General features: G+C 75.4%; 17 protein-coding genes and 2 pseudogenes. 9 read left to right on the plus strand and 10 right to left on the minus strand.

Annotated elements, in window-relative coordinates:
- Positions 1–9 precede the first annotated feature (9 nt).
- Genes QTQ03_RS06315 through QTQ03_RS06335 form a run of 5 tightly spaced genes read right to left on the minus strand, consistent with a single transcriptional unit; the run spans position 10 to position 4,248 of the window.
- Positions 10–960 carry a lysylphosphatidylglycerol synthase transmembrane domain-containing protein gene (locus QTQ03_RS06315; RefSeq protein WP_289277158.1) on the minus strand — a complete coding sequence of 317 codons (951 nt, stop codon included), beginning with the start codon at positions 958–960 and terminating at the stop codon, positions 10–12.
- Between the two features lie 48 nt (positions 961–1,008).
- Positions 1,009–1,836 carry an SAM-dependent methyltransferase gene (locus QTQ03_RS06320; RefSeq protein WP_289277159.1) on the minus strand — a complete coding sequence of 276 codons (828 nt, stop codon included), beginning with the start codon at positions 1,834–1,836 and terminating at the stop codon, positions 1,009–1,011.
- The gene (locus tag QTQ03_RS06325; protein WP_289277160.1) at positions 1,833–2,867 is read right to left on the minus strand and encodes a glycosyltransferase family 4 protein; all 1,035 of its coding nucleotides are present in this window, start codon (positions 2,865–2,867) and stop codon (positions 1,833–1,835) included. Before QTQ03_RS06325 ends, QTQ03_RS06320 begins: the two co-directional genes overlap by 4 nt.
- The gene (locus tag QTQ03_RS06330; RefSeq protein ID WP_289277161.1) at positions 2,864–3,262 is read right to left on the minus strand and encodes a 6-pyruvoyl trahydropterin synthase family protein; all 399 of its coding nucleotides are present in this window, start codon (positions 3,260–3,262) and stop codon (positions 2,864–2,866) included. The genes QTQ03_RS06325 and QTQ03_RS06330 overlap by 4 nt, the downstream gene beginning before the upstream one ends.
- A 5-nt stretch (positions 3,263–3,267) precedes the next feature.
- Complete coding sequence (locus QTQ03_RS06335) at positions 3,268–4,248, minus strand: zinc-dependent alcohol dehydrogenase (RefSeq protein WP_289277162.1); 981 nt, start codon at positions 4,246–4,248, stop codon at positions 3,268–3,270.
- Between the two features lie 91 nt (positions 4,249–4,339).
- Between QTQ03_RS06335 and QTQ03_RS06340 the strand changes: the two are divergent.
- A pseudogene (locus QTQ03_RS06340) lies at positions 4,340–5,053 on the plus strand (CDP-alcohol phosphatidyltransferase family protein); the annotation flags it as partial.
- A 192-nt stretch (positions 5,054–5,245) separates the two neighbouring features.
- Positions 5,246–6,925, plus strand: a pseudogene (locus QTQ03_RS06345) (sulfatase-like hydrolase/transferase); the annotation flags it as partial.
- Positions 6,926–7,038: 113 nt separating this feature from the next.
- Here QTQ03_RS06345 and QTQ03_RS06350 read toward each other — a convergent pair.
- Genes QTQ03_RS06350 through QTQ03_RS06360 form a run of 3 tightly spaced genes read right to left on the minus strand, consistent with a single transcriptional unit; the run spans position 7,039 to position 9,184 of the window.
- Positions 7,039–7,752, minus strand: a complete 714-nt coding sequence (locus tag QTQ03_RS06350; RefSeq protein WP_502889843.1) for a methyltransferase domain-containing protein — start codon at positions 7,750–7,752, stop codon at positions 7,039–7,041.
- 56 nt (positions 7,753–7,808) lie between these two features.
- Positions 7,809–8,513: a TIGR04282 family arsenosugar biosynthesis glycosyltransferase gene (locus QTQ03_RS06355; protein ID WP_289277163.1), complete on the minus strand. Its 705-nt coding sequence runs from the start codon at positions 8,511–8,513 to the stop codon at positions 7,809–7,811.
- Entirely contained in the window at positions 8,510–9,184 is a 675-nt protein-coding gene (locus tag QTQ03_RS06360; RefSeq protein WP_289277164.1) for a glycosyltransferase family 2 protein, read from the minus strand. Before QTQ03_RS06360 ends, QTQ03_RS06355 begins: the two co-directional genes overlap by 4 nt.
- Positions 9,185–9,329: 145 nt before the next feature.
- Between QTQ03_RS06360 and QTQ03_RS06365 the strand changes: the two genes are divergently transcribed.
- Positions 9,330–10,730 (plus strand): hypothetical protein, encoded by a 1,401-nt coding sequence (locus tag QTQ03_RS06365; protein ID WP_289277165.1) that lies wholly within the window; start codon positions 9,330–9,332, stop codon positions 10,728–10,730.
- A 70-nt stretch (positions 10,731–10,800) separates the two neighbouring features.
- Here the strand turns inward: QTQ03_RS06365 and QTQ03_RS06370 are convergent, their stop codons facing one another.
- Positions 10,801–11,928, minus strand: a complete 1,128-nt coding sequence (locus QTQ03_RS06370; protein ID WP_289277166.1) for an NAD-dependent epimerase/dehydratase family protein — start codon at positions 11,926–11,928, stop codon at positions 10,801–10,803.
- A gap of 245 nt (positions 11,929–12,173) precedes the next feature.
- On the opposite strand from QTQ03_RS06370, the gene QTQ03_RS06375 reads away from it, so the two are divergent.
- From QTQ03_RS06375 to QTQ03_RS06395, 5 genes are all read left to right on the plus strand, one after another.
- Entirely contained in the window at positions 12,174–13,511 is a 1,338-nt protein-coding gene (locus QTQ03_RS06375) for a molybdopterin-dependent oxidoreductase (protein ID WP_289277167.1), read from the plus strand.
- On the plus strand, positions 13,504–13,974 hold the full coding sequence (locus QTQ03_RS06380; RefSeq protein WP_289277168.1) for a hypothetical protein: 471 nt from the start codon (positions 13,504–13,506) through the stop codon (positions 13,972–13,974). Before QTQ03_RS06375 ends, QTQ03_RS06380 begins: the two co-directional genes overlap by 8 nt.
- 136 nt (positions 13,975–14,110) lie before the next feature.
- Positions 14,111–14,854 carry a hypothetical protein gene (locus tag QTQ03_RS06385; protein ID WP_289277169.1) on the plus strand — a complete coding sequence of 248 codons (744 nt, stop codon included), beginning with the start codon at positions 14,111–14,113 and terminating at the stop codon, positions 14,852–14,854.
- Positions 14,854–15,480 carry a DUF6529 family protein gene (locus tag QTQ03_RS06390; RefSeq protein WP_353890572.1) on the plus strand — a complete coding sequence of 209 codons (627 nt, stop codon included), beginning with the start codon at positions 14,854–14,856 and terminating at the stop codon, positions 15,478–15,480. Before QTQ03_RS06385 ends, QTQ03_RS06390 begins: the two co-directional genes overlap by 1 nt.
- A 28-nt stretch (positions 15,481–15,508) precedes the next feature.
- Positions 15,509–15,970, plus strand: coding sequence for a Rieske (2Fe-2S) protein (locus QTQ03_RS06395; RefSeq protein WP_289277170.1), 462 nt, complete (start codon positions 15,509–15,511; stop codon positions 15,968–15,970).
- A 96-nt stretch (positions 15,971–16,066) separates the two neighbouring features.
- Here the strand turns inward: QTQ03_RS06395 and QTQ03_RS06400 are convergent, their stop codons facing one another.
- Positions 16,067–16,966: a siderophore-interacting protein gene (locus QTQ03_RS06400; RefSeq protein WP_289277171.1), complete on the minus strand. Its 900-nt coding sequence runs from the start codon at positions 16,964–16,966 to the stop codon at positions 16,067–16,069.
- Between the two features lie 233 nt (positions 16,967–17,199).
- Here QTQ03_RS06400 and QTQ03_RS06405 point away from each other — a divergent pair, with 233 nt between their 5' ends.
- Positions 17,200–18,672 (plus strand): coiled-coil domain-containing protein, encoded by a 1,473-nt coding sequence (locus tag QTQ03_RS06405; protein ID WP_289277172.1) that lies wholly within the window; start codon positions 17,200–17,202, stop codon positions 18,670–18,672.
- Positions 18,673–18,907 lie beyond the last annotated feature (235 nt).

The raw sequence follows: 18,907 nt of genomic DNA on the forward strand, positions 1-18,907 counted from the left end.
GACTCCTCGTCAGACGGTGCCGGCCGGCACGCGGACACGACGGGCCACCAGGACGGCGGCACCGGGAAGGCTCGCGACGAGCACCAGTGCCCCGTAGACCATGGCCGCCGCGACGCCCTCGGCGGCGGAGAGGCCGGCGGCACCGAACGCCCATGCGGCCACCCCCTCCCGGGGCCCGAATCCGGCAACGTTCGCCGGCACGCCCATCGCGAGCAGGGCGAGCAGGGTCAGGGGTACCAGCAGGGACAACGGCGCCGTGGAGCCGGCCGTGCGGGCGGCGAGCACGAAGGTGGCCAGGTGCCCGGCAACCGCGACGGCCGAGGCGACCAGCACGCCGAGCCAGGTACGGCGAGCGAGCAGGCCGGCGCGGACGTCGGCGACCGCGGCGCGCACGGCCCGCGCCCGACGGGACGGGCCCGTCACCGGCAGCACCCGAGCCAGCAGGAGGGTGCCGAGGCCAACCGCCACCACCGCCGCCGCGACGGCCGGCAGGTACGGCCGGACCGGGGACGGGAACGCGGCCAGCACGACCGCCGCCACCGCGGCCAGGACCACCTGCCCGGCGGCGCGCTCCCAGACCACGGCCCGGATGCCCCGGCCGACGTCGCCGGAGTCCCGGCCGTGGCGGACCGCCCGGTGCACGTCGCCAAGGATCCCGCCGGGCAGAGTCGCGTTGAGGAAGATCGCCCGGTAGCAGTGCGCCACGGCGGTGCGCAGCGGCAACCGCACCCCCAGGCCTCCGGCGACCAGGCTCCACCGCCACGCGCAGCAGACCGTCGTGAGCACGCCGATGGCCAGCGCCACGGCCAGCGCTGGAACGTCGATCAGGCGCAGCCCGTCGAGGAACGGGCCGGCCCCGACCCAGCACAGGAGCGCGGCGAGCACGCTGACGCCGCCCAGCATCCGGGCCCACGCCCAGGCCCGCCGGTACGCCGGTACGCCGGTCGCCTCCGAGTCCATCCGGACCTCCTCACGATCTTTCTCGTGAGTAGGCACGCACCGGAGCGGTCACGGGTTCACCGCAGGCACGGCAAGCAGGTCGCGGTGATCGATCAGCACGTGGAGCCGACCCGCGGCGAGGTCCGCACGGCGGCGCACGGCGTACGCCGTGACCGGGCCGGCCAGGTCCGGTCGCTGCTCGCAGGCGGCGGTGAGCCAGCCGCCGAACCACTCGTCGACGAGGCCCGCGTCCGCCGGGCCGAGCCGCCACGGGCTGGACCGCAGCGCCACGTCGGCGCCGTGCCGGTCGAAGGCGACGGCGGCCGCGTCGACGGCGTCCGGTCCGAGCAGGGTACGGCCGGCTACGGCCCGGCGCTGGTGGTCGTCGAACGCCGCGGCGATCTCCGCGTCGAGCGGGTCGGCGGGAGCGAACCGGACGTGGCCGGCCACGGACAGGGCGAACAGGGTGGGCCGACCGGCACAGGCCGCGGCGAGCCGGTCCACCTCGTCCGCGGTCAACATGTCCAGCAAAGCGGAGGCGGTGACCAAAGACGCGCCGGCCAGGTCGGCAGCGGTGAGCCGGGTCAGGTCACCGGGACGGGTCTCGACGGTCACCGGGCTGCCGTCGCCGGCCGCCGGGGGCGGGTCGGCGGCGGCGCGGGCGAGCAGGTCGGCGTCCCCGTCGTGCAGGATCCAGTGCTGCGGGCCGGGCAGCCGCGGGGCGAGCCAGCGCCCCATCGAGCCGGTGCCGCTGCCGAGGTCGTGCACGACCAGCGGGGTGGCGCCCGCGAGCCGGGCCCGGACCAGGTCGACCAGGTCCGTCGCGCGGGCCGCGGCGTCGGCCGGCTCGCGCAGGGTGAGCCAGTCCGCGAAGCCGACCGGCAGGTCCACTGTCATGCCGTTCCTTCCAGCGCCGTCGCCAGCGCGGTGGTGGTGGTCGTCCAGTCGGTCAGGGCCGCTCGACGGTGGTGGGCGGCCCGGCGGAGCCGTCCGCGCAGGGCCGGGTCGGTGAGCCAGCGCCGCAGCGCGCCGGCCAGCGCCGCCGGGTCGCCGGGGGGCACAAGCAGCCCCGGCGGCGTGCCGTCCGGGGCGCGGCCCAGGGTGTCCGGCAGCCCGCCGGCGGCGGTGGCGAGCACCGGCACAGCCCGGGCAAGGGCCTCGGTCACCACCATGCCGTACGTCTCGACGCGCGAGGCGAGCAGCAGCAGGTCGGCGGCGGCGTACGCGGCGTCCAGCGCGGGCCCGGCACGCGGCCCGGCCAGCCGCACCCGCCCGGCGAGCCCGTTGCCGGCGATCCGCCGCCGCAGCCGGTCGACGAACCCCGGGTCCCGGCTGAGCGAACCCACCCAGACGCAGCGCCAGGGCAGGTCGGCCACCAGGGCGAGGGCGTCGACGAGGGTGTCGTGTCCCTTGAGCGGGGTGACCGCCGCGACGCAGAGCAGCTGCCCGCCGGCCGGAGACCCGGGCGCCGGCGGCGCCGGGTCGACGCCGGGCGCGGCGACGCGCACCCGGCCGACGGGCAGCGCGTACCGGTCGAGCAGCCACCGCCGGGTCCAGCCGCTGGTGGTCACGACCAGCGTCGCGCACCGCAGGGCCGCGGACTCCGCGGCGTGGTCCAGCGGCAAGTGCACCAGCACGACCAGGCGCAGCCGCGTGGCCCGCGGGCCGAGCACCTCCGGCACCGTCGAGGCGACGAGGCCGTCGAGCAGGACGACCGCCCCGTCCGGCAGGGCGTCGAGCAGCCCGGCGAGGCCGACCCGGTCGACGGGTTCCGGGTGCGGCCAGCCGCCGGGCACCGGGTGCTCGTGGACGACCCAGCCGCCGGCGGCGAGGCCGTCGAGGACCCGGCGGTCGTAGCGGTTGCCGCCGCTCGGCGTGGCCGGATCGTCGACGTCGCCCGGCAGCACCGCGTGGACGGTGCCCGTCACAGCGACCGTTCGTAGCTGGCCCAGGCGACGTGTGACTCGTGCAGGGTCACCGTGATGCCGGCCAGGTCCCGCGCCCCCGAGCCGAGGTCACCGGCGTGGGCGCGGTCGGCGAGCCGGTCGGCGATGGTGCGGGCGAGCACCTCGGTGGTGGTGTTCACGCCCGCGAAGTCCGGCTCGTCGTCCAGGTTGCGGTAGGTCAGCTCGCCGAGGACCGCCCGCAGCTGCTCGGTGGCCCGGCCGATGTCCACCACGATCCCGTCGGAGTCGAGGTCGGGACGACGGAAGGTCGCGTCGACGACGAAGGTGGCGCCGTGCAGGCGCTGCGCCGGGCCGAACACCTCGCCCCGGAAACTGTGGGCGACCATCATGTGGTCACGGACGGTCACGCTGAACATGGTTCTCACTCCTCGTCGTACGTGATGAGGTGACACAGGGCCGGCAGCCGCCCGTCGGCCAGCCGGGGCAGCACGTCGGGCAGGTCGGCGAACCGGGACTCCCCGGTGAGCAGGGCGTCGAACACCGGGTCGGCGAGCAGGTCCAGGGCCAGCGCGAGCCGGTCGTGGTAGCCGCGGCTGCTCCGCCGGGACGGCGCCACCCGGCCCACCTGGCTGCTGCGCAGCGTGAGGCGCCCGGAGTGGAACTCAGCCCCGAGGGGCAGCGTCACCTCGCGGTCGCCGTACCAGCTCAGCTCCAGCACGGTGCCCTCCGGCGCCACCAGCTCCAGGCACCGTCGCAGACCGGCCGAGGTGGCGCTGGCGTGCACCACCAGATCGCGCCCGGTCGCCGCGTCGGCCGGCGGGGCGAATCCGACGCCGAGGGCATCGGCCAGTACCGCCCGCCCCGGGTCGACGTCGACGAGCTGCACCCGCACGCCGGGGAACCGGGCCAGCAGGGCCGCGACGGCGGCCCCGACCATACCGGCACCGACCACGGTGACCCGGTCGCCGACCAGCGGTGGGACGTCCCACAGCGCGTTCACCGCTGTCTCCACCGTGCCGGCGAGCACCGCGCGGGCAGCCGGCACCTCGTCGGGTACGACCGCCACGGCGTCCGCGGGGACCACGTACCCGGTCTGGTGCGGGTGCAGGCAGAACACGGTGCGACCACGCAGGTGGGGTGGGCCGTCCTCGACCGTGCCCACGCTCAGGTAGCCGTACTTCACCGGGGCCGGGAAGTCGCCCTCCTGGTGGGGGGCGCGCATCACGGCGTACTGGCTGGTGGGGACGCCGCCGGTGAACACCAGCGTCTCGGTGCCACGGCTCACCCCGGAGAAGCGGGCGCGGACGAGCACGTCGTCGGGGCCGGGGGCAGACAGCGGCGCCGGTCGGATCTCCCCCTCGCCGGGTGTCCGCAGCCAGAAGGCCCGGGCCGTCCACGTCACCGGCTGCTCCTTTCCGCGCCCCGGCGAACCGGACCGCCGTTTCCTGCGTAGTTCCCTGGCAGAAGCTGTCGATCATAAACACGGAGGCACGGTGGCCACGGTTCGAAACGGTCCGCTAGTCGGGCTGGGTGTCCAGATTGTTCTTCTTGCTGGGCTCGCCGGGACGGCCGGTCTCGGGCGTGCCGGCTGGCTCGCCGGCCTCGTGTACGGGCTGGTGGTGTTCCTGGCGCTCAGCCGAGGCCTACACCGGGCGGGTAGCCGCACCCTCGGACCGGCCGACCGGGTGACCCTCGCCCGGGCGGTGCTCGTCGGCGCCGTCACCGCGCTGGTGGCCGACGGGCTCGCCGGGCGCTCCGTGCCGGTCGGGCTGCTCGCCGGCCTCACCGCGGTGGCGCTGGCGCTGGACGGGGTGGACGGCTACGTGGCAAGGCGCACCGGTACCACCAGCGCGCTCGGTGCGCGGTTCGACATGGAGATCGACAGCGTTCTCGTCGCCGTGTTGAGCCTGCATGTGGCGCCGGCGGTCGGGCCCTGGGTGCTCACCGTCGGCGCGATGCGGTACGCGTTCGTCGCCGCCGGCCAGGTGCTGCCATGGCTGCGTCGACCGCTGCCGCCACGGTACTGGCGTAAGGTCACCGCGGCGGCGCTGGGCGTGCTGCTGCTGGTCGCCGCGTCGCAGGTGCTGCCGCCGCCGGTCGCGGCGGCACTGCTGTCGGGGGTCCTCGCGATGCAACTGGAGTCGTTCGGTCGGGACGTGCTCTGGCTCTGGCGGCGCCGCTGCGCGCCGCCCGTCTCCGAGCCGGTTGTGGGAACGCGGGCGACGGGCAGGCCGGTCGTCACCGCGCCGGTCGCGGCCAGGCCACGACCGGCCGCCGCCGGTCTGCCGGATGCCGATCCGGACCGCCCGGCCGCCCGCCGGGAACTCGTCGCCGTCCACGACTGATTCGTCGCCGTCCACGACAGGTCAAGGAGCACCGTGCAACAGAACGCAGACTCCGTTCCGTCCCCCGGACCGGACCCGGGGCGTACCCCGGAGGAGGCGGTCCGGCCGGCGCGGTGGCGGCGGGGCGCCGGGTGGCTGGCCACCAGCGTGGCCGTGCTGGTGGTGCTGGTCGCCCTGGGCGCGCCGCACCGGCCCGGTCAGTTCACCTGGACCACGCTCGTCCGACTCCCCCTGGAGGGCCTGGTGCTGGCGGCGGTCCTGCTCGCGCTGCCCGTACGGGCCCGTCGCCCGGTAGCGGTGCTGGCCGGGGTGACGCTCGGGCTGCTGGTGGTCCTCAAGGCCGCCGATCTCGGCTTCGGGTCGACGCTCGGCCGTCCGTTCGACCTCGTGCTCGACTGGGCGCTCGTCGACGAGACGTTCTTTCTCGTGAGCGGTTCGGTCGGGCGGGCCGGCGCGGTCGCCGTCGCCGTCGGCGCGGTGCTGCTGGCCGGCGGACTGCTCGCGACCCTGACCTGGGCGGTGCTGCGACTGGCCCGGCTGCTGGCCGACCATCCGGGCCGGGCCCGGCGGACGCTGGCCGCGCTGGTGGTGGTGTGGCTGGTCACCGCCGCGACCGGGTTCAGGATCGTTCCCGGCGTGCCGGTGGCCGACGCGGCGGCGAGCACCCTGGTCGGTGCCCACGCCGCGCAGGTGCAGGCGCGCCTGCGGGACCGGGCGGTGTTCGCCGGCGAGGTCGACGCCGACCCGTACCGGAACGCGTCGGGTGACGAGCTGCTGACCGCGCTGCGCGGCCGGGACGTCGTGGTCGCCTTCGTGGAGAGCTACGGGCGCGACGCGGTGCAGGAGGAGGAGTTCGCCAACGTCGGCGTGGTGCTCGACCAGGGGCAGCGGCGGTTGACCGGCGCGGGCTACGGCACCCGTAGCGCGTTTCTCACCTCCCCCACCACCGGCGGCGGCAGCTGGCTCGCGCACGCCACGTTGCTCTCCGGCCTGTGGATCGACAACGACCAGCGGCACCGCGCCCTGCTGGCCAGCGACCGCACCACCCTCGGCGGTGCCTTCCGCCGGGCGGGCTGGCGGACCGTGGGCGTCATGCCGGCCGCCAACCAGCCCTGGCCGGAGGGGTCGTTCTACGGCTACGAGCAGTTCTACGACGAGTACAGCCTCGGCTACCGGGGCCCACGGTTCGGTTTCGCTCCGATGCCTGACCAGTACACCCTGTCGGTCTTCCAGCAGCGGGAACGGACCGACCGGGACCGCCGCCCGGTGATGGCCGAACTGGCCCTGGTCTCCAGCCACTCGCCGTGGACGCACATCCCCCGGCTGGTCGACTGGGACGCCCTCGGTGACGGCCGGGTGTTCCGCGACGCCACCGAGCGCAACTCGTCGAAGCAGCCCCGCGCCGGCTACCGCCGCTCGATCGAGTACACCCTCGGCGCCCTCATCTCGTACGTTCAACGGTACGGCGACGACGACCTGGTGCTGATCCTGGTCGGCGACCACCAACCCGCACCGGTCGTCATCGGCCAGGACGCCAGCCGGGACGTGCCGATCAGCATCGTCACCCGGGACCCGGCCGTGCTCGACCGGATCACAGGGTGGGGCTGGCCGGACGGGTTGCGGCCGGCACCCGACGCGCCGGTCTGGCGGATGGACACCTTCCGAGACCGCTTCCTCGCCGCCTTCTCCCCCGGCCTCGACCCGCCGGCTGCGGTCGCCGAACCGGCCCGCTGACCGCGGCGCGCCACGTGTCGCACACCGCCCACCCCTCGGCGACCAGGCACGGGCGGTCCGATCGGCGTCGCCCGGGCCGACGCGATGCGCCGGCGGTGGGGACGCGGCGCCGGTCAGGACCGGCCGAGGACGCCGAACCACCGGCCGTCCCGGTCAAGCAGATCACGCACCACGAGGCCGACCGTGGCGGCGACGCCGGGCAGTGCCAGCTGGTCGAGGCGGGCCCACCGGAACCACGGGCCACACCGCAGGACGCCGTCGGTGGTCCGGTAGGCGACGTGGCTCTCACCACGCCACAGGCCGGGCCCGGACGGTTCCACCTCGACCAGGATGGTGCCGTGTGGGTGGACCAGCTCCCGGCACCGGCGCAGCAGGGCGGCCGGGTCACCGCCGATCCCGATGTTGCCGTCGATGAGTAGCGCGTGCCCCCAGCGGCCCTCGCCGGGCAGCGGGTCGAACACGTCCCGTCGCAGGGCGACCGCCCCCCGCGCCCGGGTACGGCGGACCGCCTCCGCGCAGACGTCCACCCCGACGGTGGTGACGCCAGCCGCCATCAGCGCGCGGGTGACCCGGCCCGGCCCGCAACCGACGTCCAGGGTGGGGCCGCCGCACCGGCGCAGAACCGCCCGCAGCGCTGGCTCCGCCGTCGCGTGCCAACGATCGGTCGGGAGGCGGATCCACGAGCCGTCGTTGCCGGCCAGCCAGTGTGCACCGGACGTGGTGGCCAGCGCCGCCGCGAAGCCGTCACGGACCGGTTCCGCCGCACGGCCGTCGACCGTGCGGCCCCCCGGAACGACCGTGGCCCCGCCGGCCTCGACCGGGCCGATCAACGGTTGGCCGGCGGTGGCCGACTCGGTCGCGGGTTGACCGGCGGCGAGCAGGGTCACCGCGAACCGCCCGGAAGCAGCACCGGCCGGACGGCCGCGACCTGACGCGCGAACCGGCTGTCCGGCACGGTCGCGGCCACGGCCAACGCGTCGGCCCACTCGTCGACGTCGCGGACCACCGGCAGTGGCTGCACCCGCAGGCCCCGGCCGGACAGCGCCACGGCGGTGCGTCGCCCGGTCTCCGGGGTGGACATCGGCACGCCGCGCAGGACGGCGGCGTGCCGGGGCTCACGCAGCCCCAGCGCCCACCACCCGCCGTCCGCGGCGCGGCCGAGCAGGGCGTCCGCGTCGGCCAGCCGCCGCGCCGCCGCGCCGAGCAGGGCCGGGGTCAGCTGCGGCGTGTCCATGCCGATCTGGAGCACCGGCTGACCGGGATAGGCGACGGCGACGTCCGCGTACGCGGCGGCGAGCCGGTCACCCAGGCTGACGCCGCGCTGCGGCAGGACCACCCAGCCGGTGGTGACGGCGCACAGCACGGCCGCGTCCTCGGCATCGGCATCGGCATCGGCATCGGCATCGGCAAACCGTCCGTGCAGGGCGAGCACGGGAGTCACGCCCGGAGTCGCCGCGACCGTGTCGAGCGTGTCACGCAACGCGGCGGCGGCCACCCGCGCCGCCTGCGCGGGGGTGGCGGGTGGGCACAGCCGGGTCTTCACCGCCCCGGGCACCGGGGACTTCGCCACCACGAGCAGGACGGTCACCGGGTGCCGCCCATGGTGCGCAGCACTCCGGCAAAGTCCCGGGTCGCCCGCAGGGTGCCGCGGAGCGACCCGGAGACCTTCGACCGGGTGCCGGCGGCGCGGTGGGCGTACGTGACGTCCACCTCGCGGATGCGCCAACCGGCGGCGGCCGCCCGAATCAGCAGTTCGAGCGGGTAGCCGAAAGCCCGGTCGGTCACCCCGAGGTCGAGCAGCGCATCCCGCCGGGCCACCCGGATGGGGCTCAGATCGCGTAACGGAACCCCGCGCTGACGCAGCAGCGCCGCGATCAGTGCGGTCCCGGCCCGGGCGTGCCACGGCCAGGCGCCGGCCGACACCGGGCGACGGCGCCCGACCGCGAGGTCCGCCGAGTCGTCCGCGACCGGGGCGACCAGGGCCGGCAACTCCGCCGGGTCGAAGGAGCCGTCGGCGTCCAGAACGCACACCAGCTCGGTCTCGGCGGCGACGATGCCGGTGTGGACGGCGGCGCCGTAGCCACGGCGGGGTTCGCGCACCACTCGGGCGCCATGCCGGGCGGCCACCTCCGGCGACCCGTCGCGCGACCCGTTGTCCACCACGACGGCCCGGTACCCGGGCGGCAGCGCGGTGAGGACGCCGGGCAGCGCCGCCGCCTCGTCGAGGCAGGGCAGGACGACGTCGATCTGTGTGGGCATGCGTCCGACGCTAGGACCGCGTCGGGTCCAAGGCGGTCGAAACGTGCTTACGGATCGCTTACCGGGCGACGGATTCTTACCGACCGGTGACGGGATGGCGCTTCGCCGGCGCCGCGGCAGCCGGGACCCGTACCGTGCGGTCGTCATGACGTCCACTCCGACGCGGCCCACCGCCCGTTCCGTGCCGCCCGCCCGCCGAGGCCGGGCCGATCTGGTGGTACTCACCGTCGAGGTGGCGCTGGTGGCGGCCGCCGTGGCGGTCGGGGCGCTGCTCAACGCCCGGGATGCCGGCCTGCACGCCGACGCGGCCCCGCTCTACGCCACGTGGCAGCCGCACGTCGGCTGGGGTACGCCCGCGGCGGTGCTGGTCGCGGCCGTCGTCCTCAGCCGGGGCGTGCGGTGGGCGCAGGTTGCCCCCTGGGGTCGGCTGCTCGCCGTGGGCTATCTCGCGGCGGTCGCGTGGACGCTGTCCCTGGCCCTGGTCGACGGCTGGTCGGCCGGTCTCACCGAGCGGCTGACCCCGCAGGCCGAATACCTGCACGAGGTTCCCCGGGTCACCGACGTGGCGACGATGCTGGCCGGCTTCACGGGGCGGATCCTCGACTTCCAGCCCGGCTCGTGGTCCACCCACACGGCCGGACACCCACCCGGCGCGCTGCTGGTCTTCGTGGGGTTGGACCGGGTCGGGCTGGGCGGCGGCGCCGCGGCCGGGTTGGCCTGCGTGCTGGTCGGCGCCACCGTCGCCGTGTCGGTGCCGGTGACCCTGCGGGCGCTGGGGGCGGCCGAGGCCGCGCGGGCCGTGCTGCCGTTCCTGGTGCTGCTGCCGGGAGCTGTCTGGGTGGGAGCGTCGGCGGACGGCCTGTTCGCCGGCGTGGTCGCCGCCGGATTGGCGCTGCTCGCGGCGGGCGGCCGGTGGGTCGCCACTGTCGGTGGGCTGGTGCTGGGCTTCGCGCTGCATCTGTCGTACGGCTTCGCGCTGGTCGCGCTGCTGGCGGTGGCCGTGCTGGCCCTTCGGGGCCGACCTGGCTGGGGGGCGTTGGCTGCCGCCATCGCCGGGGTCGCCGTCGTCGTCGCGGCGTTCACCGCCGCCGGATTCTGGTGGTGGGACGGCTACCACCTGGTGGTCGAGCGCTACTACCAGGGCTGGGCGGCCGACCGGCCGTACGGGTACTGGGTGTGGGCGAACCTGGCGGCGTTGCTCCTGTCCGCCGGCCCGGTGGTCGGCCCGGCGCTGCGCCACGCGTCGCGGGCCGCGACCCGGTCGGCGCGCGCCGCGTTCGTCGGGCGGCCGTGGCCGGCGGTGGTGGTCGGCGCGGTGCGGGGTGCCGGACCGACCACCGTGCTTCCGGCCGCCGCGGCGCTGGCGGTCCTGGCGGCGGACCTGTCCGGTCTCAGCAAGGCCGAGGTGGAACGGATCTGGCTACCGTTCGCGGTGTGGCTGCTGGTCGCCGCCGCGCACCTGCCGGCGAGCACCCGCCGCTGGTGGCTCGGCGGCCAGGCGATCACCGCGCTGGCCGTCAATCACCTGCTATGGACGGTCAGCTGACCGGCTGCCGATCCGACGTGCTCCGCGCCACGCGCCGACCGCGCCTCCGGATGCCGGCCCGACCGGTCGTTCAGGCCGGCAGCGCGGTCGGCTCGGCGGACACGGCGGACACGGCCGGGGCCGGCAGGGGCGGGCCCGCGGCGGGCCGGGCGGCCGGTTCCCGCAGCGGATCGTGGGCGAACGCGACCACGCCCTCGGCGAACCCGACCCGCGCGGTGTAGCCGAGCAGGTCGGCGGCGCGACGCGGGTCGGCGACGACGTGGCGTACGTCGGCGGCGCGGGCACCGCCGACCACCAGGGGCGCCGGCCCGCCCATCGCCGCGGCGAGCGTGTCGGCCAGTTCGCCGACGGTGTGCGGCTGGCCAGAGCAGACGTTGACCGGCACCAGGCCATCCGGGGGCGGGGCGGCCAGCGCCAGCAGGTTCGCCCGTGCCACGTCGGTGACGTGCACGAAGTCGCGACGCTGGCGGCCGTCCTCCAGCACCCGGGGCGGCCGGCCGGCGGCCAGGGCGGAACGGAAGATCGCGGCCACGCCCGCGTACGGGGTGTCTCGGGGCATCCGAGGGCCGTAGACGTTGTGGTATCGCAGGGCCCACACTCCGCCGCCGGTCTGGCGGGCCCAGGCAGCGGCCAGGTGCTCCTGCGCCAGCTTGCTGGCCGCGTACGTGCTGCGCGGCTCCAGCGGCGCGTCCTCGGGCACCAGGGTCGGGGTGAGCGGAGAGTGGCAGGCCGGGCAGGTTGGCTCGTACCGGCCGGCGGTCAGGTCGGCGGGGCGGCGCGGGGCCGGGCGCACGGCGCCGTGGGTCGCACACCGGTATCCGCCCTCCCCATAGACGACCATGGAGCTGGCCAGCACCAGCCGGGTCACCCCGGCCCGGTACATGGCCGCCAGCAGCACCGCGGTGCCGTAGTCGTTGTGGCTGGCGTAGGCCGGCGCGTCGGACGGATCGTGCCCGTGACCGACCATGGCCGCCTGGTGACAGACCGCGTCCACGCCGGGCAGCAGCCGGTCCAGCAGCCCCGCGTCCCGGATGTCACCGACCTCCGGCCGGTGGGTGCGCGACCAGGCGGGCAGCGCACCGCCGTGCGCCTCAGGCAACAGCGCGTCCAGTCCGACCACCTCGTGCCCCTCGGCGACCGCCAGGTCGACGACGTGGGACCCGACGAAGCCGGCGGCGCCGGTGACGAGTAACCGCATCCGATCACGCTAGGCCGGCCGTGTCGGCCGGTCGGCCGACACGGCCGGCCCGTCACGACTTCGTAAGAAGTCACCCCGGACGGCGGACACCCGACCACCTCGACGCCGCCCGGCCCTGGTCGGCGCCGGGCAGGATCCCGGCGCGGCTGCGGTAAGCGGCTCGTAATGACGTAACCGGGACCGAGCCGCCCGGGCCGGGTCTAGCGTCGCGGATGGAGCCACCAGGCGAACGTGAGGAGCGAACCATGTCCGGTCGAGGCTACGGCGATCGGCCCGCGGGGTACGGCTTCCCGGCCTCGTTGTGGCGCGCACTCGCCCGACACCGCCCGCCGGGCACCGACGCCGCCGCACGGGGCTGGCGCAGCCCGCTGCGCGGGCCGTGGCTCACCTCCGTGTACGGGGTCGTCCTCCTCGTCGCGCTGCCCGTGGTGTTCCTCACCGGCCTACTGGACCACCTGGCCTACGGGCCGCAGTTCGGCCAAGCGTTCCCGCGCGACGTGGGCTGGCTGCGGCTGCCGCCGTTGGACTGGCCGACCCACCCGTCCTGGCTGTTCCGCTTCACCCAGGGGCTACACGTGACCCTCGGGATCATGCTGGTCCCGGTGGTGCTGGCGAAGCTGTGGTCGGTGATCCCGAAGCTGTTCGACTGGCCGCCGGCGCGCTCGCCCGCGCAGGTGCTGGAGCGGCTCTCGCTGCTCCTGCTCGTCGGCGGGATCCTCTTCGAGATCGCCACCGGCCTGCTCAACGTCCAGTACGCCTACCTGTTCGGCTTCGACTTCTACACGGCGCACTACTTCGGTGCGTGGGTGTTCACGGCGGCGCTGGTGGCGCACGTGTCGCTGAAGCTGCGACGGATGCTCTCCGCGTTGCGGGCCCGGCCCGCGGCCGCCGAGGCGCGGACGGGCACGGCGACGACCGTGCCGGAGCCTCCCGACCCGGATGGACTGGTTGCCGCACGACCCGGGCCACCGACGGTGAGCCGACGCGGCGCGGTCACTCTGGTCGGCGGCGGCGCCCTGCTGCTCGGGGCGCTCACGGTGGGGCAGAGCCTGGACGGGCCGCTGCGGCGCACCGCCCTGCTCCTGCCCCGGGGCCAGGATCCGGGGAGCGGTCCGAACGGCTTCCCGGTCAACCGTACCGCTGCGGCAGCGGGAATCTCCGCCAGCGACACCGGCCCCGGCTGGCGGTTGGGGCTGCGAGGCGGCGGACGCGAGGTCACCGTCGACCGACCGGCTCTGCTCGCCATGGCACAACACACCGCACGGCTGCCGATCGCCTGCGTGGAGGGCTGGTCGACGCGGCAGACGTGGACCGGCGTCCGGCTGAGGGACCTCGCCGCCCTGGTCGGGGTGACCGACCCGGTGTCGGCCCAGGTGCGTTCCCTGGAGCGGGCCGGCCTGTTCAACCAGGCCACCCTTCAGGCCAACCAGGTCCTCGACGCGGACTCGCTGCTGGCGCTGCGGGTCAACGGCGCCGACCTGTCGGCGGACCACGGGTACCCGGCCCGGGTCATCGTACCGGCCCTACCCGGCGTGCACTGCACGAAATGGGTGGCCACGATCGACTTCCGGTCCGATGGTTGAGCGCGCGTCCCGGTTCCGGACGGCGTACGGGGCCGGGCCGGCGCACCTGCTGGTCCTGCTGGCCTGCTTCACCCTCACCGGTTGGGTGGCGCTGCGGCTGTCCGGCGAGGCGGATGCCATTCGGATGCTGCTCTGGTTCCTCGGCGCGGTGGTCGCCCACGACCTGGTTCTCTTTCCGGTCTACGCCACGATGGACCGCGGGCTGCGGCGGTTCGCCCACCGGCCGGCGGTGGTCAACCACATCCGGGTCCCGGCCCTCGCGTCAGCGCTGCTGTTCCTCGTCTACCTGCCCGGGATCCTCGGTCTCGGGGGGTCGACGCACACGTCGGCGACGGGCCGGGAGCCGACCCCGCTGGTTGGTCGCTGGCTGGTGCTCAGCGCGCTGTTCTTCGCGCTGGGCGCGATCACGTACCTCGTGCGGCGGCGCCGCGGGCCGTCGGCGGGCGACCGGACCCGGCGCTGACCTCACCCGCCGCGCCCACGGCTGGTTGGCGGCCCGGGTCGGGACCCGGATGGGCGGACGCATCCGCACCGGATCTCCGCGGTGGATTGAACGACCCGGGCCAGGCAACCGTACGTCCGGGTGGAGGGAGATGCCCATGAAGCGGATGACCCCGATGCTCACCCTGGCGTCCGGAACCGCGCTCGCGGCCGGGCTGTTCACGATGAGCGCCCAGGCCGCGCCACCGGCTCCGACCCCGGCCGCGGACGCGGGACAGGCGAGCCCCACCCCACCGGCCGCCGACGCGGCGGCGCCGACGGCCACCGGCTCGGCCGAGGAGTCGACCGGTGCGCCCGCGCTGCCCGGCGCCCAGCCGGGTGCGACGTCGCCACCGCCCTCCACGCCCGGCCCCACGCCGGGAACCACTGCGGGGGACGGCACCTGGACCGGCCGTCTGGGCACAGGGGCCACCATCGCGCTGACGGTCCGGCAGGGCCGGGCGGTGGCGTACGTCTGCGACGGCAGGCACCTGGAAATCTGGCTGCGGGGCGCGGTCACCGACGGCGAACTGGCTCTCCGCGGCGCCGACGGCGCGCGGCTGACCGGCACGATCGACGGTGACCGGGTCAGCGGCGAGGTACGCGCCGCCGACGAGCGGTGGGCGTTCACCGCCACCGAGGGCACGTCCCCGGCGCTGTACCGGGCCACGGCGCAGGTCCGCGACGCGGGCGTGGACGGTGGCTGGATCCTGCTCGCCGACGGCACCCAGGTCGGGGTGGTGACCTGGAACCGGAAGCCGGTCCAGGCGCCACCGCTCGACCCGGCCTTCGGTACCACGGTCGTCAACGGAATCGCCATCACCGCCGTACCGGTCGTCCCCGAGCCCGGGCCCGGCCGGTGATGGTGGAGCACCACCGGGGCGACAGCCACGGGCTGCCCGACCTCGGCGCGGCACCGACCGGCCAGGTGTTGCCGGATCCCCTCGCCGACCCACCCGCCGCCCCGCGCGCGTCCATCGTCGTGCCACTGCTGGTGGGTGCGGCGGTCGCGGTGACGCTCGGCGCCTACGGCCGTACGCACACCCCGACCGGGGTCGCGGTCAACCTGGCCGGCTTCTCCGGGCCGCAGACGGTGAAGGTCTGGCTGGGAACCGGCGCGGCGTTCCTCGCCGTGGTGCAGCTGCTGTCAGCACGGGCCATGTGGGGTCGGCTCGGTGCCGTCCCGCCGTCCTGGGCCGCCACCGCACACCGCTGGTCGGGTCGGGTCGCCTTCCTGCTGGCGGTGCCGGTCGGGGTGCACTGCCTCTATGCGCTCGGCTTCGCCGAGACCGACCTGCGGACACTCGCGCACTCGGTGTTCGGCTGCTTCTTCTTCGGCGCGTTCACCACCAAGATGCTCGCGCTGCCCCGCCGGGGGCTGGCCGACTGGGTCCTGCCGGTCGTCGGCGGGGTGGTCTTCGCCGTGCTGATGCTGGTCTGGCTGACCTCGTCGGTCTGGTACTTCACGACGTTCGGGTTCCGGTGGTGACGTTGCCCCGTCTGGAAAGGACACACGGATGACGGAGGACAGGGGCACGGCGACGCGCCGGGCGCTGCTGGCCGGGACCGGGGCGGCAGGGGTAACCACCCTGTTGACCGGCTGCCAGACCTACGGTGCGCCCCCGGCGGCGCCCGGGACTGCCGGACCGGCCACGGCGATCGGGGACGGTGCCGCCGAAGGGGCGGCCGACGCTCCGGCGCTGGCGAGCCTCGCCGACATCCCGGTCGGCGGGGGTCGCGTCTTCCCCGACCGGGGGGTGGTGCTGACCCAGCCCACGGCGGGCATGGTCAGGGCGTTCTCCGCCCGGTGCACGCACCAGGGCTGCACGGTCACCTCGGTGGCCGACGGCACCATCCTGTGTGCCTGCCACAACAGCCGGTTCGACATCGCCGACGGGTCGGTGCGCGGGGGTCCGGCCGAGCAGCCGCTGCCACCGACCGCGGTGAGCATCGACGGCGGCACCATCCGCATCCCGTGACTCCTCCCTACCCGCCCCACCGTTCTTGCGCTCTGTCCGTTCTGCGCGGCTCAGCCGGTTCGTCCGGACAGGATGTGCGGGCTCGGCGGAGTGCGGTCAGGCGGGGTCGGCGCGGCCGAGGCGCCAGTAGCCCATGAAGGCCACCGCCCGCCGGTCCACGCCGCACTTCCCGACCAGGTGCCGGCGCAGGGTACGGATCACGCCGGCCTCGCCGGCCAGCCAGGTGTACACCGGCACGGGCGCGGTCGTAGCCGGCACCTCCCAGAGGATCTCGGTGTCGACGTCGACGACCTGCTCCCCGGCTCGGCCGGGCGCGCCGGAGAGCAGGTCCGCCGCGGCGGCCGAGACCGCCGGCACCAGCCGGGCGCCGTGCGCGTCACCGCCGCGGGCGAACCAGCTCACCGCGACTCCCGGCGGCGCCGCCGTCGGCAGCACGTCGTCAGCCTCCGGGACTTCCAGCAGCGCCCGGCCGCGGGCGGTCGCCGGGAGCCGGTCCAGGATGGCACAGATCGCCGGCGCCGCCGTCTCGTCGCCGGCCAGCAACAACTTGCCTGCGCCTTGCGGCCGAAACTCGACACCACCGTGGTCGCCGTCGAAGCCGGCGTCTGGCCCGAGCATCACGATCCCGTCGCCGGGGCGGGCCCGCCGCGCCCAGCGGGTGGCCGGGCCGCCGTCGCCGTGCAGGACGAGATCGACGTCCACCTCGGACCGCTCCGGCCGGACCAACCGTACGGTGTACGTGCGGATCGGGTTGCGGTCCCGCTCGGGCAGGGCCCGCCACCGCGGGTACCAGTCCGGGCCTTCCGGCAGCCGCGCCCCACGCTCGCCCGGCAGCGGGAACGCCAATTTGATCCGTTGGTCGTAGCCGTTGTCGGCGAACCGGTGAAGGTCCGGCCCGGTGAAGGTGACCCGCACGAACGACGGGCTGAGCCGGCGTACCGCGCCCACCTCGACGGTGAACAGCCGCCAGGGGGCGACGGGCAGGGTCTGGGTCATGGGCCTCTCCGGGTGTCAGGCAGACGGCAGTGATTAGGTTAGCCTTACCTGAAGCTGAACGCGACGCGGGTCCGGACGTCCGAGCCGGACCGGCCGCTTGGCCACCTCTGCTTGCGACTGACGGGGCAGGGCTTCAACCCACACCCCGGCGGCGGTAGCGTGTCGCCACATCGTCGCCCGCGGGGCCGCACCTGTCCCCGCGTGGCGCTCGCGATCCTACGGAGGATTCCAGCATGTCCCACGGCGACGAGCCGTTCGCGGTTCGCGGCGACAACCCGTCGCGCCCGAGCTTCGACCTCATGCTGCGCGGCTACGACAAGCGGCAGGTGGACCGGCACCTCGACCAGCTCGAAGGCGGCCTGTCCCGCGCCGCGACCGACCGCGCCGAGGCGCGCACCCGGGTCGAGGAGTTGACCGCGCAGGTCGCACAGCTCGAGGCGGAGGTCACCGAGCTGCGCGAGCGACCCCCACGGGTCGACCGGGCCGCCTTCCGCGACCTGGGTCCGATGGTCGAGCAGATCCTGGCCCTGGCCGAGCGGCAGGCCGAGGCGATCGGCGAGGCGGCCAGCGAGCGGGCAGCCGAGCTGGAGGCCCGGGCGGAGAACTCGCTCACCGACGCCCGCGAGCGCGCGGAGCGGATGACGCGCGAGTTCGAGGAGGAACTGGCCGCCCGCCGCGCCGAGCAGGAGAAGGTCGACGAGGAACGGCGCGCAGCGGCCAAGACCGAGTTGACCGAGATCCGCGCCGCCGCCGAACAGCTACGGGAGGCCGGCGAGGCCGCCCACGAGCGGGCCCGGCAGGAGGCCAGCCGGATCGAGGAGCAGAGCGCCCAACGGATCGAGCAGGCCCGGGCCGAGGCCGAGGCGTTCCTGACCTCGGCGCGGACCCAGATCCAGCAGGAGGTGCAGGCGGCCCGCACCCGTACGCAGGAGGACCTGACGCGCTGGCAGACCACCGTGGAGCGGGAGCTGAGCGATCGCCGCGCCGCCGCCGAGCAGGAGCTGACCGAGCAGCGCGGCGCGGTCGAGCGGGAGTTGGCCGGCCAGCGCAGCGCCGCGGAGCAGGAGATCGGCGCGCTGATCGCCGAGGCGCAGCAGTACGCCGCGAAAGTACGTCAGCGTGCCGACGAGCAGGCCGCCGCCCACCAACAGCAGCTCAACACGGTACAGCAGGGGATCCGGGACCGGCGGGAAACACTCACCCGGCTCCAGTCCGAACTGGAGGGCACGCAGCAGCAGCTCGAGCAGGTCAAGCAGGAGGGGGGCGTGACCGAGCGCGAGCTGGCAACGGTCCGCCAGCGCCTCGGCGAGACCCGTCGGGAACTGGCCGACCAGTCGCACCGGCTCGAGGAGGCCCGACGCTCGGCGGATTCCGCCGAGAAACACGCCAAGGAGGTGCGGGCACGGGTCAAACGGGAGGCGAAGCGGGTGGCCGACCTGGCCGCGGCGGCAGTGATGGCGGCCGCCGCGGGCGGCGCCGAGACGGCCGAGTACCCGCAGGTGGTCGCACGCACCGGCGGTGACGGCACGGGCGACGGGCGAGCGGAGCCGGATCCGCAGACCCGCGATGGTGCCCACCGGACGTCGAACGGGGCATCCGAGCAGCCCGGTGAGGACACCGCCGACGAGCGCCAGTCCGACGCGGAGCCGCGGGCGTCGGCGGCGGACCCGGCCGGGGAGGTAGCGACGGTTCCGGCCGGCGGATGATCGCCCCGACCACGACGACGCGGACGGGTGCGGAGCGGCCAGGCCGAACGGCTATTTGGCGGTCCTTTTCCGCCGACACCGCTCGGCCGGCGAGAATCGCCATCGGCTGGCGTGGAAGTTTCACGATCGCCCGGTCGCACCCGGCCGAACGGATATTCAACGGTCCCTTTCGCCGACACCGCTCGGCCGGTAAGAATCCCAACGGCTGGCGCGGAAGTTTCGCGTTCGCCGACGC

Origin of the sequence: Micromonospora sp. WMMA1363 (assembly GCF_030345795.1) — a bacterium.
In the GTDB taxonomy this organism is placed as follows: Bacteria; Actinomycetota; Actinomycetes; order Mycobacteriales; family Micromonosporaceae; genus Micromonospora.

Coding starts and splice junctions, on each gene's coding strand:
- QTQ03_RS06315 (WP_289277158.1), bottom strand. CDS start 960: ATGGACTCGGAGGCGACCGGCGTACCGGCGTACCGGCGGGCCTGGGCG.
- QTQ03_RS06320 (WP_289277159.1), bottom strand. CDS start 1,836: ATGACAGTGGACCTGCCGGTCGGCTTCGCGGACTGGCTCACCCTGCGC.
- QTQ03_RS06330 (WP_289277161.1), bottom strand. CDS start 3,262: ATGTTCAGCGTGACCGTCCGTGACCACATGATGGTCGCCCACAGTTTC.
- QTQ03_RS06360 (WP_289277164.1), bottom strand. CDS start 9,184: ATGCCCACACAGATCGACGTCGTCCTGCCCTGCCTCGACGAGGCGGCG.
- QTQ03_RS06365 (WP_289277165.1), top strand. CDS start 9,330: ATGACGTCCACTCCGACGCGGCCCACCGCCCGTTCCGTGCCGCCCGCC.
- QTQ03_RS06370 (WP_289277166.1), bottom strand. CDS start 11,928: ATGCGGTTACTCGTCACCGGCGCCGCCGGCTTCGTCGGGTCCCACGTC.
- QTQ03_RS06375 (WP_289277167.1), top strand. CDS start 12,174: ATGTCCGGTCGAGGCTACGGCGATCGGCCCGCGGGGTACGGCTTCCCG.
- QTQ03_RS06380 (WP_289277168.1), top strand. CDS start 13,504: ATGGTTGAGCGCGCGTCCCGGTTCCGGACGGCGTACGGGGCCGGGCCG.
- QTQ03_RS06385 (WP_289277169.1), top strand. CDS start 14,111: ATGAAGCGGATGACCCCGATGCTCACCCTGGCGTCCGGAACCGCGCTC.
- QTQ03_RS06390 (WP_353890572.1), top strand. CDS start 14,854: ATGGTGGAGCACCACCGGGGCGACAGCCACGGGCTGCCCGACCTCGGC.
- QTQ03_RS06395 (WP_289277170.1), top strand. CDS start 15,509: ATGACGGAGGACAGGGGCACGGCGACGCGCCGGGCGCTGCTGGCCGGG.
- QTQ03_RS06400 (WP_289277171.1), bottom strand. CDS start 16,966: ATGACCCAGACCCTGCCCGTCGCCCCCTGGCGGCTGTTCACCGTCGAG.
- QTQ03_RS06405 (WP_289277172.1), top strand. CDS start 17,200: ATGTCCCACGGCGACGAGCCGTTCGCGGTTCGCGGCGACAACCCGTCG.